Here is a 15,058-nt window from a genome sequence, read left to right as displayed (position 1 = left end):
GCTTCTAAATGTTTCAATATCGAATTATTTCTGAGATTCAATACCTTTACGAAGTGCATTCCAAGCTAACGTAGCGCATTTGATACGAGCAGGGAACTTATTCACACCAGAAAGAGCTTCAATATCTTCAAGCTCCTCGAACTCTTCGTCGGCACCCTTCATTAATGAAGAGAAACGTTCTGCAAGAGCAAGTGCTTCTTCATATTTTAAGCCTTTTACGGCTTCAGTCATCATTGATGCTGAACTCATACTAATCGAACAACCTTCGCCAGTATATCTGGCATCAGTTACAACACCATTTTCAAGCTGTAATTGCAGGGAAATACGATCACCGCAAGTAGGATTGTTAAGTTGAATCGCTACTGACTCGTCTTGCATTTCTCCACGATTACGTGGGTTTTTATAGTGATCCATAATGACACGACGATACAAATCATTCAATTCCATAGCCGAAGAACTCCTTTGTCTGAATTAATGCTTCGACTAATTGATCAATTTCATCTGTTGTATTGTATACATAGAAGCTTGCTCTTGCCGTTGCAGAAACATTAAGCCAACGCATAAGCGGCTGACAACAATGATGTCCTGCACGTACAGCAATACCCTTCGTATCTAACACTGTTGCTACATCATGAGGATGCACTTCATCTAGATTGAAGGTTACTAATCCAACACGATCCTGCTTAGGACCATATATCGTTAGGCCATCTACGTTAGACAATACATCATAAGCATATTTGGTCAATTGCTTTGCATGCTCATCAATGGCTTCCATTCCGATTTCCTCTAAGAAGTCAATTGCAGCACCTAAGCCGACAGCACCAGCAATAATAGGTGTGCCCCCTTCAAAACGATAAGGGACTTCCTTCCAAGTAGAGTCATACAACTCTACGAAATCAATCATTTCACCGCCAAATTCAATTGGCTCCATATTCTCAAGCAAGTTACGGCGACCATACAATGCACCGATTCCCGTTGGACCACACATCTTATGACCAGAGAATGCATAGAAGTCAACATCAAGATCTTGCACATCTACACGCATATGAGGTGTACTTTGTGCTCCGTCGACAACCATAATTGCACCATTACGATGAGCAATTGCAGCAAGCTCTTTAATAGGATTTACACATCCAAGCACATTAGATACATAAGTAACAGAAACAATTTTCGTGTTACTTGTGATCGTAGCTTCGGCATCAGCAATAGAAAAGGTTCCATCAGCTTGAAGAGGAATATATTTCAACGTTGCGCCTGTTGCTTTTGCTACTTGTTGCCAAGGAATAAGATTACTGTGATGCTCCATTTGAGTTATCACAATCTCATCACCTTCACGACATACAGAGCGAGCATAGCTAGAAGCTACTAGATTAAGAGCAGTTGTCGTACCTCTTGTAAATACGATCTGTTCTGGTGAAGGAGCATTAATAAACTTCGCGACCTTCTCGCGAGCACCTTCATAAGCATCTGTTGCACGAGATCCCAATGAATGTACACCACGGTGCACATTCGCATGATCAAGTTCATAATATCTACTCACCGCATCAATGACTGAACGCGGCTTCTGAGAAGATGCCGCGCTGTCTAGATAAACGAGTGGATGCCCGTTAATCTCTTGATGCAATATCGGAAATTGTTCCCGTATCGCATTTATATTCATCCTTGAAGCTTCCTTTCAAGTAGACGTTGCAATTGATCACGAACGGCTTCAACTGGAACTTCTGACACGACTGGAGCTAAGAATCCATGTATAATCAAACGCTCAGCGTCTTCCTTCGTAATACCACGGGACATTAGGTAGTATACTTGTTCAGGGTTAACCTGACCGACACTCGCCGCATGACCTGCAGTTACATCATCCTCATCAATTAGTAGAATCGGATTGGCATCACCACGAGCTTTCGGGCTAAGCATAAGAACTTTCTCAGCTTGAACACCGTTAGCTTTTGTAGCGCCATGTTCGATTTTAGTAATACCATTAATGATTGCCGTTGAAGAATCACGCATAACGGCACGAGTAACCATGTTACTATCAGAACTTTTACCGAAGTGAACAGCCCCCGTTGTTAAGCTCAATTGTTGTTTATTTTGTCCAACACTAATAATTTTCGCATCGGAAGATGATCCTCTGCCCATAAGAACAGATTTCGTATCAGAAACAGTATTACCGTCATTCAAGTCTCCGATAATCCACTCAATACGACCATCATTCTCAATAATTGCACGACGTAGAGAAAGATCAACACCGTTATCAGATAAAGCATGTACAGTTCCAAAACGAACTTGTGCGCCTGCTTTAACGAAAACTTCTACAATAGCTGGATGAGTAAAGTTAGCTGTTACAGATTCTTTAATAGAAACTGCAGAGTCAACATAAGTTACTCGGCTATTCTCATCAGCAACGATTACGATATGTGGAGCAAAAGTTGCTTCTGCATTGTCATTGAAAAGAACTGCTTGAAGTGGAAGTTCAACTTCAACATTTTTTGGCACGTATACAAATACGCCACCATTCCATATTGCCGCATTCAAAGCTGTAAGTTTATCTTCATCTACCTTCACCGCTTGGAAAAGATATTGTTGAACTAGCTCACCATGTTCTTTACATGCTGTTTCAAGATCAGTGAAGATAACACCTTTACTTGCTAATTCAGCAGATAATTGTGACCATACAACGCCACTATTTTTTTGAACAAGTAAGTTTTCAGTTCCTTCTGCAATCAATTCTTGTACAGATGCAGGTAGCTCACTAATGGAGTTAACTGCTGTTGTTGTTTCATATTGTCCAACCGCCGAAAGATTCCAGCGTTCGATTTTCACCTTTTCAGGTTTAGGCCATGGTAAAGTTGTTGAAAGTTCAGCACCTTTACCACGAAGTTCAACTAGCCAGCTAGGTTCACCCTTAGTGCGAGCTAATGTCTCCGCAGATTGACGATCGGTTGGAGAAGTTAATTGTGTACTCATTGCAAATGCCTCCTTCTCCGATTAGGCCTGGCCAACCGTTTCATCAGTAATGCCAAGTTCTTCTTTAACCCAGTCATATCCTTCTTTCTCAAGACGCTGTGCAAGTTCAGGACCACCGGATTTCACGATACGACCTTGCATCATTACGTGGACGAAGTCAGGAGTAATATAGTCAAGTAGACGTTGGTAATGCGTAATAATTAAGAATCCACGTTCTTCAGAACGCATTGCATTCACGCCATTAGCTACGATACGAAGTGCATCGATATCAAGACCAGAGTCAATCTCATCAAGAATAACTAATTTTGGATCAAGCAACATCATTTGAAGAATTTCGTTACGTTTTTTCTCACCACCAGAGAAGCCTTCATTCAAGTAACGGTGAGCGAACTCAGGGTTCATCTCAAGTTCTTTCATTTTTGCTTCCATTTGACGAATGAATTTGATAAGTGAAATTTCGCTACCCTCTTCACGACGAGCATTAATTGCGCTACGTAGGAAGTCAGAGTTAGTTACTCCAGAAATTTCAGATGGATATTGCATTGCAAGAAACAGCCCTGCACGAGCACGCTCGTCAACTGCCATTTCAAGTACATCTTCACCATCAAGTGAAACGCCGCCACTAGTTACTTCATATTTAGGATGTCCCATTAAAGCAGAAGCCAATGTTGATTTACCAGTACCGTTAGGTCCCATAATCGCATGGATTTCTCCGCCTTTAATTTCAAGGTTAATTCCTTTAAGTATTTCTTTTCCTTCGATCTCTGCTTTAAGACCATCGATGACAAAATGCGTCGACATAATATTTTATCCCTCCAAAGGTTATTAACAACATAAAAGTTTATTGATTCTCATTGATTCTCAATAATCATTATAATTTAGTTTTAAGTATAAATCAATGAGTCAGCGTGTTTATCCAAATTTATACCTCTTTAATACAAGTTCAAAAAGTACTCTTTAAGAACCGAGAAGATGGAGCGCTACTTGTAGAAGGAGGAAACGCAAGTGTACGTGTTAGGTACACTCATACCGGACTTCCGATGAATGGCAGCTTCGACGTGGACTGTGCCAGCGAATCACCGTGATCACAAGTGACTGTTTTGAACTACCTCTTCAAGTGCTATTTTAATTTCATTATATTTTTTCTCAAATAGCTCATCCGTCAGTACAGGAACTAAGTTACTCTCAGTAAGCTCGTCCTCAATTTTCACCCATGATTTGCAACCCATGTATGGAGCACGCATAGGCGGCATTGCCGGATTCTCTAATCGATATACACGCATAATTAGTAGATGAAGTGGATTTTTCTTCTTCCATTTCAGTCGTTCTGTTGCAAATTCATCTGTCCATATATGTAAATCGCGCAAAGATTGAAGCTGGTCTTCACTCGTTATTTCAATATCTTCAATAACTTTTGCATATCCCTCAAGCTTCATATGTGATTGCGTTGGGGTCCACGCAGCCATCGTTGCTGCTATTCTACCTTGAAAAGCTTCCTTCAGAAGATGTTCCTTTTGATGCTCATATGCAGGCATTAAGTAAAATTGCGGAGATATTAGTTCAAAATCTCTTGTTTCTTCGACAATTCCACCTTTACGCATAACAAATATTAAATCTCCCTGCAATAACGCTCCTACTGTAACTGCCCATTCCTTCAAAGCAACAGGTGTATTTTCTGTTGGCATCGTCAATATTACTCCTTTCTACTTCACATGTTGTAAAATCATTGAAAATTCATATAAATTTACTAGGAATAATAAATTACATATTCCACGCAGTAGTAATATCTATTATACTATAAGTTATGGTGTATGAACGATATTGATAATGGAGGTGGAGGGTATGTCATCATATCATCCTTTAACAGAGCAAGAAGCTATAGAAATTGCTCGCGGTATTGAACAGTTTTTCCCTGCGGATGCTTCATTGCATTGTAAAGAAATCGGCGATGGAAACTTGAACCTCGTTTTTCATATTACAGATGGCGTGAGTGGCAAGAGTTTAATTATGAAACAAGCACTTCCATATGCTAAAGTCGTTGGCGAATCCTGGCCGCTTTCACTTGACCGTGCTCGCATCGAAAGTGAAAAACTAATACTTGAAGGTAAGCTTGCTCCTGGATTAGTTCCTCAAGTATACAAATACGATCAAGAACTATCGCTTACGATTATGGAGGATTTGAGCGATCATATCATTATGCGCCAAGGAATAATAGAAGGTAATCAATATCCACTGTTCGCAGATCATATATCCACTTTTATGGCAAATACGCTATTTCTAACATCTGATCTAGGAATGAATCAACAAGATAAAAAGCTTCTTGTGAAAAGCTTCATTAACCCTGATCTATGCAAAATCACTGAGGATTTAATCTTTGACGACCCGTATACAGTATCTGCTAACAATAGTTACGAAGAAGCGATTGAAGACGCAGCAGCTGCACTACGGAGCAATGATCAGCTTCATCTTGAAGTAGCTATTCTAAGAGAGAAATTTCTTACGAAGGCTGAAGCATTACTTCACGGTGATCTTCATACAGGTAGTATCTTCATTAAACAAGATTCTACTAAAGTTATCGACCCTGAATTCGCCTATTATGGTCCAATGGGCTTTGATATCGGAGCAGTATTCGCTAACTTAATATTAAATTATGCTGGTCAAGAACATTGGATTGCTGATGAAAATAAACGTGAAGCTTTCCGCAACAACTTACTTGATACAATTGTTTCCATTTGGAATCAATTCCAAGATAAATTTTTAACACTTTGGAATGAACGTGGTGTTGACCGTATCGCTAATGAAGCTAATGGATATAAGGCATACTATATGCAACGTTTACTTCAAGATACTGTCGGTTTCGCGGGAGCGAAGATGGTACGTCGCATCGTTGGACTCGCTCATGTCGCTGATATTGATCGAATTCCAGATAACGCTGCACGTAACATTGCACAACGTAAAGCTTTAACGATTGGTACTGAATTGATTATTCGTAATCGTTCTATTCAATCGATTGATGAGCTCATTCAAATAGTTAAAAAAGGTAGTTCAAAAAGCGGACTTTAATAACGAAGTCATGCATCTTCTCGGCTTTCGATAGCCTACTTTTTGAACATGTACAAAAGGCAACTAGAGATATAGAACATGAGTAGAGAGGAATTATTATTATGACTGAAAAATATGTTGGACTACAATCTGTAATTTGGAAAGATGGAGCGATTGATCTACTTGATCAACGTCTACTTCCTGAAGAAATTGTTTATCTATTATTAACGACAAAAGAGAGTGTTTGGGAATCCATTCAATCGATGCAAGTTCGTGGTGCACCTGCGATCGGTATTGCTGCAGCATATGGTGTTGTCATTGCAAGTCAACATGCAGATTCTACTGAACAATGGATTTCAGCTGTACATGAATCTTCTAAATATTTGGCAACTTCGCGTCCAACTGCTGTTAACTTATTCTGGGCATTAGACCGCATGACAGCAGCTGCTGATCAATATATGGCTCAAGGATTCTCACTTGCAGATTGCAAAACTGCACTTGAAACAGAAGCGATTGCTATTCAAACGCAAGACGAAGAAACTAACCGTCAAATCGGTGAATATGCTCTATCTCTTTTCAAAGAAGATATGGGTGTACTTACTCACTGTAATGCAGGTGGTCTTGCTACTGCAAAATACGGTACAGCTCTTGCTCCTTTCTATCTTGCCAAAGAGCGCGGTATGAACCTTCGCGTATTCGCTGACGAGACTCGTCCGGTACTTCAAGGTGCTCGCCTAACAGCTTTCGAATTGCATGAAGCCGGTATTGATGTAACGCTAATTTGCGATAATATGGCTGGTATGGTTATGTCTAAAGGTTGGGTAGATGCTGTAATTGTCGGTACTGACCGCGTAGCTGCAAATGGTGACGTAGCAAACAAAATTGGTACGTACAGTGTAGCAGTTCTTGCTAAAGCACATGGCATTCCATTCTATGTTGCTTGTCCACTTTCAACAATTGACTTGAATACACCAACAGGTAGTGAGATTCCGATTGAAGAACGTCCAGCAGAAGAAGTAACGGAAGGATTTGGCAAACGTACTGCACCTAAAGGTGTGAAAGTGTTCAATCCAGCATTCGATATTACTCCTAATGAATATGTAACAGGTATTATCACTGAAAAAGGTATTGTTACAGCTCCATTCGAAGAAAATCTTCGTAAGTTGTTCAGTAACTAATCAAATAATTATTATTAAAACCCATTAGCCAACTCATTGGCTAATGGGTTTTTACATATTACAGCTACTATAACATCTTCTCGAGCGCATCTTTTCCTCTCATCCCAACAGTTATACCTAGTGCCTCAGCTGCATGTGTAATCGATTCTAATGGAGCATCCATAAGATCTTCTAGTGTGCGTACACCTACAGCCCGCCCTGCTACAATTGCCCGATCTTTAAGCCTATCATTCAGCAAACTCACATCAAGTGCTCCACACATTATATAGCCATTATCTGTAGAAATGGATAACAACGTTGTTTTCGGTAACTTTACTTCCGTACCAATAACTGTAGCACCACTACTTAATTGAAACGGCATCATCTTAATCATACTGTATGCACCTCTCGTAGTTCATTGGTATTGTTAACGTAAGTTACTATATGCACAATAAGCTTGTAAGTTAACAACCTATGTAGCATATGCCTAGCACAATTATTGAGATGAATCTATTTCATAACTTCGTTACCAAAACCGGTAACCAAAGAGTTATAGAGAGTGTTATTTCAATTGATCAAGTTTATTCCAACATATAGAGTATCCTTTACTTCAATGAATGCGTAAACTTTAGATACAATTATTTTAAGATTTTCCATTATAAATATTTTTTTTTTGTAAACTCCTCATAAACTATCAATAAAGACTCAATTAGTAGCTTGACATAATAATGAGTCATGACTTTATACCCTGACCTTTTATCAAACGAAGTTCTTTAAGTAGGACTACAGAAATATAATAATTCATGATATAGTATATTAATCAAGTGACGCGGAGGAATTTAAGATGGCAAGTACACAACAAAGTTCGTTTCTTTTTAATGTTGAAATTTTAATTGAAAATGAACATCACGCAATCGCGTTACAACAGTTGATTGAACAATTGAACAACGCTAATTTCATAGATTACAAAATAACTTCAGGTATTGATCTTGGTAAAGTTATAGCAGAACGAAAAGCAAAAGCTAAATCCACGAAATCTATTCCTGTCGTTGTTGAATCTCCGGTTCAAACAACTACTTCAAATACTAATACAACCACCACTTCCAATAGTGAATATGAATTAGGCTTAGAAGTTTTTAGACAATGTAAAGAAAAGAATAAGCTAATCCGCCTTATCGTTAATCGTGGTCTGGGAATTAAGTTAAGTATCCCATGTCGAGTCATTAATATTGATGAGCAGGATCAAATAATTACGGTTTATCATGTCGATGAAAAACAAGTATATACTTTCCGCTTAATCGAAATCGAAGATTATATTGAAGCATAATAAAAATAGCCTATCTAGTGACTTCACTACTAGATAGGCTATTTTTATTATGTAGAGGATTACTTTTCACCCTGCAAAAAGTAATTTCTGAAAGAAATGTCCTGGAATTGGTGGGCTTTTCAAATATCCTTGCATCTCATCACAATGTAATGTACGAAGAAACTCTAACTGCTCCGTCGTTTCTACTCCTTCGGCGATCACTTGCAAATTCAATTTATGTGCCATAGCAATAATTGCAGATACTATTTCAGCATGACTTTGTTCGTTCAAAATATCTGTAACAAATGAACGATCAATTTTCAAACGAGTAATCGGAAATGATTTCAAATAGTGGAATGAGCTATAGCCAGTACCAAAATCATCGACGCTAATGCCAACTCCTAGTTCGCTAATCGCAATTAATTTACGATTCATCTCATTCATATCAATACTCATCGATTCAGTAATTTCAATATCTAAATACTGAGAAGGCAATTGTGTCTCTTCAAGAATTTGCTTAATTTGCTGATCCATTTCGTTTCTTACAAATTGGCGAATTGATAAATTGACAGCGACCGGAACGATCGGTAATCCAGCATCAAGCCATTCTTTATTTTGACGACATGCTTCTCTAATGACCCATTCACCAATCGGTACAATCAACCCACTTTCTTCAGCTAGCGGAATGAAGTGAATTGGCGATAGTAATCCTTTCGTCGGATGATTCCAACGAATTAGAGCTTCAACTCCAACAATACGACCATGTATAAGATCATATTGAGGCTGATAATATAATTCGAATTCTTTGCGCTGTATGGCGCGATGAATTTCATGTTGTAATTTTAATCGCTCATACGAGGAATTATTCCACTCTTCTGAGTAAATAAGAATATGACCACCAGAAGATTCCTTAACTTTCACTAATGCCATATCAGCTTTTTTGAACAGTGAGAAACCATCATCAGTAGGGTCAAGATTCAATGCAATTCCCATACTGGCTCCCATATGTACAGGAACACCTTTCAAATCATACGGTTCACTTATTATATCTAGAATATGTTGTGAACGTACTAATAATTGATCAATATTATCAATCTCATTCAGAAGAAGTGCAAAAGCATCGCCTTCTAATCTAGCAACAAAATCTTGGGTAGATAATAATCGATTTAAACGATCTGCCATTTGAAGTAACATTAAATCAGCATATTCTCTTCCAAATGAGGCATTTACAAGTTTAAAATTATCAAGATCTATGTAACATACACTTAGCATCTTCTGATCTTCTTTAGCACGTAGCAGTGATTCATCTAATCTAAGTTGAAATAAAGTTCGATTGGGAAGCCCTGTCATATCATCGTAATAAGCCATGTAACGGATACGTTCCAAATTACGCTTATGATCACTCAAATCATGACTTACGATTAAAGATCCTATAACTTTACTATCTTGAATAACAGGTTCACAGCTAATTTGCAGCTCTAATGGGAATGCAGATCGATGTAAGACATGAATATTAAGCTTTTCTATTTGTCCTTCTTTAACCTTTTGTAATGCTGCGATCAATGATTCTTGACTTGATTGTTCAATTACTGTCATAATTGGTTTCCCAATTAATTCTTCGATTTGATCATAACCGAGCATGTGAGCGGAAGTATCATTTAACTCAATAATATTTCCCTCATGATTAATTAATGTTAATGCAACTGCATTAGATTGGAACAAAGTACTGACAATAGATTCATGAAAGTTTGTAGTTGATGATATTCTTCTTGTACGAAGCATGAGTATGATCGCTGTGGCAATAAGAACTGCTCCAACTGTGCCAAGAACAACTTGATATTTCAGAGAGTTTATTCCAAACATTGCGATTAATATCCAAGCAAAGGAAAGGACAATGAGATAGCCTGAAACTAGCGAAGGTTCCAACCAATTAAATTGTTTTCGCTTCAACAACTGTAATCCCTCAATTCATCTTGCTATGGATTTATAATAAAGAACACACTACATACAATATTATAATCGAAATTTGTCAAATATCATAGAAAAAAATGTTAATCTGCTTTATTCGCCGCAATTCCCCACACAACAAAAATCCAACCAGCTATAAGGGATACGCCCCCGATAGGTGTAATTGCACCAAGTATTGTCTTACCAGTTAATGCCATCACATACAAGCTACCACTGAAAATAATTATTCCAATAATAATTAATATTGCTCCAGTAGCTAATTTTTTATAATCTTTCACCATTGTTGAAGCAAGTGCAATTAGCATGAGACCTAAAGCATTATACATCTGATAGCGGACACCTGTTTCAAAATTTTGAAGCATCCGTTCAGATACAATTTCTTTTAATCCATGTGCGCCAAAGGCACCTAACGCTATCGCGAGCGCTGCACAAATTGCTCCAATTGAAAAGTACTTTCTAAACATTATCATCATCCTCTTCATTTTTATTGTATAATAGTAAAAACTAGTTTAAAGGAGTTTGTTATGGAAGATAATAATCAATCAAAATCTAGCCCATCTCCATCCAACGACAATCAAGCTACACCATCAACTGAGAGTTCTTCGGAGCAATTAGCACCTTCTCAGCCTAAGTCGTTTAAAGCATTTGGAACTTACAATCCCAACCTAGCGCAAGAGGTTCAGCATGCTGGTGTACAGAACATCGCTCCAACAGCATATGCTACTGGCGATCAAACACAGTATACACAAACATATGGTTCATCCAACAGCAATCCACAACAACATCATAATTATCCACCGCCGCCTGGACCAGTTCAACCATTAAAACATTCCGGTCTTGGTATTACGAGTTTCATTTTCTCTTTAGTTTCAATTCTCACAATCATTATCGGACTGGTAGTCATGTTTTCTAGTATGACTTCATTAAGTTTAAGTGAACTTGAATTAATGCAAGATCCAACTTATATAGAAGATGTTATACTAAATAGTGATAGCGGAATCCCTTCAGGACTAGTTGGAATCATTGTTGGTGTAGTGCTTATGTTCAGTTCCGGATTTTTCGGTTTCATTGGACTTATCTTCGGTATTATTAGCGTGTGCTTGAAAAACCGCCGTAAAATCTTCGGTATTCTAGGTACAATTTTCAATAGTTTAATACTAGTTGGTGGATTTATTTTCTTTGTCTTCTCACTAATCGCATCAGGACTTTAATTAGTAAGAACTACAGCTTTTCATAGAGGTTCAAAAAGCAGGGTTTCAAAACCGAGAAGATGGAGCGCTACTTGAGGAAGGAGTGATCTCCGGTGTACGTAGTAAGTACACAAGTCCCAGACTTCCCACGTTCGCTTCATCTTCGATGGCGATAAAGCATCCTGTATCACTTCGTAATCAAAGTCCGTTTTTTGAACTACCTCTAAAAATAGTATGTGTAGATGTAGACTCATCGACTCTCCTAATGAGAAACAGATGAGTCTTTATTTATTTCACCATAAACCTTGTCTGAGAATGTCCGTCTCGATTTTTCGATACTTCCAAACATGCAGGTAATGCGTCCTTCAACTCTTGCACATGAGAGATAACTCCGATCATACGACCTGCTCGCTGCAGATCAATCAGTGTGCCGATTGCTTTTTGCAGAGATTCCTCATCTAACGAGCCAAATCCTTCATCGATAAACATCATTTCAATAGATACGCCACCTTGATGTGATTGAATAACATCGGTCATTCCTAATGCTAGACATAAAGCTGCATTGAACTTTTCTCCACCTGATAATGTCTTAACATCCCGATTCTGTCCAGTGTAAGCGTCATAAACATCCAGTCCGAGTCCACTTTGCTTACCATGTGTTTCCAGACGATCACTACGTCTTAGTTCGAACTGTCCATTCGATAGATTAGCTAATCGTATATTCGCCATCACGATAATCTGCTCCAAATAATCGATAAGAATATATCGCTCGAAAGATAACTTCAGTGGGTTATCACCCTTCATTGTCGTGTATAGATCAGCTACAATCGCTAAATTCTTTTCAAGTTCCTGCAATTGTCCTCTATTACTTTGTAACTTAATGGTATACTGCTTGATCTCTTTGATATAATGAAAAACTTGACTCTCAAGCGTAATAATATGTTCAAATTGTCCTTGTAACTGTTCTAATTGCTCTTGTAATGGAACACAATCTACGATTTGTTTACCAGCAATAGCTTGTTGTAACCAATCTAATTGTGTAGCTAGTTTAGCTAGTTGATCACGATATGCAGTATAGGATGCGATCTTTTGTTCAATATCTATTTTGGATAGCTTTGCAGCTGTGTATTGCGCCGTTGTTTCAAAACCCGATTCAACTAGTTGCTGCTTAAATTCTGCTTCGCTTTGCAGTAACTCTTGCTCATCACTTAGTAGACTTTGTGTTGTATGTTCAACTTGAGCGATGGTAGCAGCTAAAACTCGTTCTGCTTCAGCCATTACATCTACAATCAGTTTCCACTGCTGTTCTGACTTAGCAAGTTGTTGCTGCTTTTGCACCATTTGCTGTTCCAGCATACTCACATCTCGAAGTTCTAGGGGAACGCGAAGTTCTAATTGCTCCAACCGTGATCCAAGTGTTGCCTTTTGAATTGCAGCTTGCTGTAAATCTGCCTGATATTGACTTCTATGCAATTCACTTTGTTCTAGTCGCTGCTCTAATCGCTGTAATTGTTGCTTCTGTAACTCAGCAAGTTCTAACTGAGTTCGTAATTGATCATGTTGTTCTTTGAATTGTTTCCAGTTGCCACGTAACTGCTGTTGTTGTTGTTCTAATACGAGCTGAAGTTTGTCTGCAACATAATTTTCAGTCTTTAAAAGTGTAGTTAATTGCTGTTGCAATGACTCTTCAAGTCCTACAATTTGTTGTTCAAGTAGCTCGAATTTTGCTAAGCGTTGTGCCTGCCATGATAATAGTTCTTGTTCCCGCTTCATGTGATTTGCTTTACTTTCATCCAATTGAACTTTAGTTGGAATCTCAGCTAACAGTTCTGCTTTATGTGGATGTGCCTCACTTCCACAGACTGGGCAAGGCATACCATCGTGTAGGTGGCTTGCCAATTCGCTAGCCTGTCCTTCAATCCATAATTGCTCCATTTGAAGTAAAGCTTGCTTCGCTGAAACTGCAGATTGATGTAATCTTACTTTGTGCTCTTCCATCTGTTGCAATTCCTTAGCGTAGTCAACCATCCTACTTACTAATTTCCCTTGTCTCTCAACCTCACTCATTGCGGATTGTAGTTGCATCGCTTGTTGTCCGTATTGCTCAACATTTTGCAAAAATTGTTGTAATTGAAGCCGTTTGTCCTTACCTTGAAGTACATCTCCTTCGAGCTCTTCTAGTTTTTTTAGACTACTTTTTTCTCGTTGCTCTGCTAGTATATACTCTTGCTGAAATTGTCCGTATTGCTGAACAATAGGAAGTAACTGCTGGAGTTCATGTAATTCTAATTCCACTTGCTTACTCACTATTTGTTGTTGTTCCTGTTCAACATATCTTAGTTGTGTCTGGCTCACATGCTGCTTTACTTCAACTAGTTTTAACTTTTGCAGCTCGTGTTGCTGTTGACGTGCTTGACGTTGATTCATTGCTCTCTCATAGCGTGCTTCGTATGCAGATACAAATAGCGCCTGTTCAGCACGCTGAATTTGGATTTGAATCGATTCGAAATATGACTGTTGCTCTAGTAAATTGTGTTGCTCTGTCTGTTTCTGAGAATATTCTACAAGCTTATTGTTCGTCTGCTCTGCTTCTTGCAGTGCTCTTCTGGATTGAGAAAGATGTTCAGCATGTACAATTTTCTGTTGCTCTATACGCTGCTGTTCAAGCTCGTAATAACCTTCCTCATCTGCTAATCCTTCTAGCACTTGGAATACATTTCGTTGCTCTTGGGCGAACGTAGCCATTAGTGTAGACCCTTCACGTAGTGGCAGATGTTCAACGATATGGCCGATTGTACTTAACTGTGATCCTTGCTGTTCTCTATATTGCTCTTGCATCGCTTTATATTGATTACCTACAATCCGCTCAAGCTCATCGAATTTTTCAGTTCGGAATATTTTCCGTAAAATATCTTCTTTATTATCGGTACTGGACGTTAACAGCTTACGGAATTCCCCTTGCGGTAACATGACAATTTGACTGAATTGATCCTTTGTTAGTCCGATAACATCAGCAAGCTTCATATTAACATCGCCAATAACAAAACGATCAACAGCAGGTACTTCACCATTAGCTGTTACTTCATATAACTCTATCTTTTCACCTGTCTCACTTTTGTTATTACCTTTGCGATGTTTCATCTGACGTAGTACGCGATATTTCTTTTCCTTAACCATAAAACTCAACTCTACTGCAGTATGAACACTTTCATCGGCAAATTGACTTCGAAGCATTCTCGCTTCCGCACGATCTTCGCCACTAGCGGATCCGTATAGTGCAAAACATATCGCATCAAAAATCGTTGTTTTCCCTGCTCCTGTGTTACCAGATATAACAAAGAGACGATGATCCTGTAGTTCACGGAAATCGATAACTTCGCGCTCACGGTAGGGGCCGAATGCCGTTAATATTAATTCTAATGGTCTCATTC

Annotated in this window: 13 protein-coding genes; 4 read left to right on the top strand and 9 right to left on the bottom strand. The window is 38.6% G+C overall.

What is annotated here, in order from left to right:
* Positions 1-24: 24 nt before the first annotated feature.
* The 5 genes from sufU to NV377_RS16540 all read right to left on the bottom strand — a co-directional run bounded on the left by sufU (position 25) and on the right by NV377_RS16540 (position 4,649).
* Entirely contained in the window at positions 25-447 is a 423-nt protein-coding gene (sufU, locus tag NV377_RS16560; RefSeq protein WP_258201908.1) for a Fe-S cluster assembly sulfur transfer protein SufU, read from the bottom strand.
* On the bottom strand, positions 434-1,660 hold the full coding sequence (locus NV377_RS16555) for a cysteine desulfurase (protein WP_258201907.1): 1,227 nt from the start codon (positions 1,658-1,660) through the stop codon (positions 434-436). The genes sufU and NV377_RS16555 overlap by 14 nt, the downstream gene beginning before the upstream one ends.
* Positions 1,657-2,964 (bottom strand): Fe-S cluster assembly protein SufD, encoded by a 1,308-nt coding sequence (sufD, locus tag NV377_RS16550; protein WP_258201906.1) that lies wholly within the window; start codon positions 2,962-2,964, stop codon positions 1,657-1,659. Before sufD ends, NV377_RS16555 begins: the two co-directional genes overlap by 4 nt.
* 21 nt (positions 2,965-2,985) lie before the next feature.
* Positions 2,986-3,765 (bottom strand): Fe-S cluster assembly ATPase SufC, encoded by a 780-nt coding sequence (sufC, locus tag NV377_RS16545; RefSeq protein ID WP_258201905.1) that lies wholly within the window; start codon positions 3,763-3,765, stop codon positions 2,986-2,988.
* Between the two features lie 284 nt (positions 3,766-4,049).
* Positions 4,050-4,649 carry a DUF1802 family protein gene (locus NV377_RS16540; RefSeq protein WP_258201904.1) on the bottom strand — a complete coding sequence of 200 codons (600 nt, stop codon included), beginning with the start codon at positions 4,647-4,649 and terminating at the stop codon, positions 4,050-4,052.
* A 157-nt stretch (positions 4,650-4,806) separates the two neighbouring features.
* Here NV377_RS16540 and mtnK point away from each other — a divergent pair, with 157 nt between their 5' ends.
* Positions 4,807-6,027 carry an S-methyl-5-thioribose kinase gene (gene mtnK / locus NV377_RS16535; protein WP_258201903.1) on the top strand — a complete coding sequence of 407 codons (1,221 nt, stop codon included), beginning with the start codon at positions 4,807-4,809 and terminating at the stop codon, positions 6,025-6,027.
* 101 nt (positions 6,028-6,128) lie between these two features.
* The gene (gene mtnA, locus NV377_RS16530; RefSeq protein WP_258201902.1) at positions 6,129-7,184 is read left to right on the top strand and encodes an S-methyl-5-thioribose-1-phosphate isomerase; all 1,056 of its coding nucleotides are present in this window, start codon (positions 6,129-6,131) and stop codon (positions 7,182-7,184) included.
* Positions 7,185-7,251: 67 nt separating this feature from the next.
* Here the strand turns inward: mtnA and NV377_RS16525 are convergent, their stop codons facing one another.
* A complete protein-coding gene (locus NV377_RS16525; protein WP_258201901.1) occupies positions 7,252-7,557 on the bottom strand; it encodes a YunC family protein in 306 nt (101 codons plus the stop codon).
* 450 nt (positions 7,558-8,007) lie between these two features.
* On the opposite strand from NV377_RS16525, the gene NV377_RS16520 reads away from it, so the two are divergent.
* On the top strand, positions 8,008-8,490 hold the full coding sequence (locus NV377_RS16520; RefSeq protein WP_258201900.1) for a hypothetical protein: 483 nt from the start codon (positions 8,008-8,010) through the stop codon (positions 8,488-8,490).
* Positions 8,491-8,556: 66 nt separating this feature from the next.
* Here NV377_RS16520 and NV377_RS16515 read toward each other — a convergent pair whose 3' ends face one another.
* Together NV377_RS16515 and NV377_RS16510 are read right to left on the bottom strand one after the other, a co-directional pair.
* Positions 8,557-10,422, bottom strand: a complete 1,866-nt coding sequence (locus tag NV377_RS16515) for a putative bifunctional diguanylate cyclase/phosphodiesterase (RefSeq protein WP_258201899.1) — start codon at positions 10,420-10,422, stop codon at positions 8,557-8,559.
* Positions 10,423-10,520: 98 nt separating this feature from the next.
* Positions 10,521-10,901 carry a DUF423 domain-containing protein gene (locus NV377_RS16510; RefSeq protein WP_258201898.1) on the bottom strand — a complete coding sequence of 127 codons (381 nt, stop codon included), beginning with the start codon at positions 10,899-10,901 and terminating at the stop codon, positions 10,521-10,523.
* A 60-nt stretch (positions 10,902-10,961) separates the two neighbouring features.
* Between NV377_RS16510 and NV377_RS16505 the strand changes: the two genes are divergently transcribed.
* Positions 10,962-11,648, top strand: a complete 687-nt coding sequence (locus tag NV377_RS16505) for a tetraspanin family protein (protein ID WP_258201897.1) — start codon at positions 10,962-10,964, stop codon at positions 11,646-11,648.
* 267 nt (positions 11,649-11,915) lie between these two features.
* Here the strand turns inward: NV377_RS16505 and NV377_RS16500 are convergent, their stop codons facing one another.
* Positions 11,916-15,056: an AAA family ATPase gene (locus NV377_RS16500; protein WP_258201896.1), complete on the bottom strand. Its 3,141-nt coding sequence runs from the start codon at positions 15,054-15,056 to the stop codon at positions 11,916-11,918.
* Between the last annotated feature and the right edge of the window lie 2 nt (positions 15,057-15,058).

It is taken from the genome of Paenibacillus endoradicis (assembly GCF_024721975.1).
This window is presented reverse-complemented; position numbering and strand designations above follow the sequence as displayed.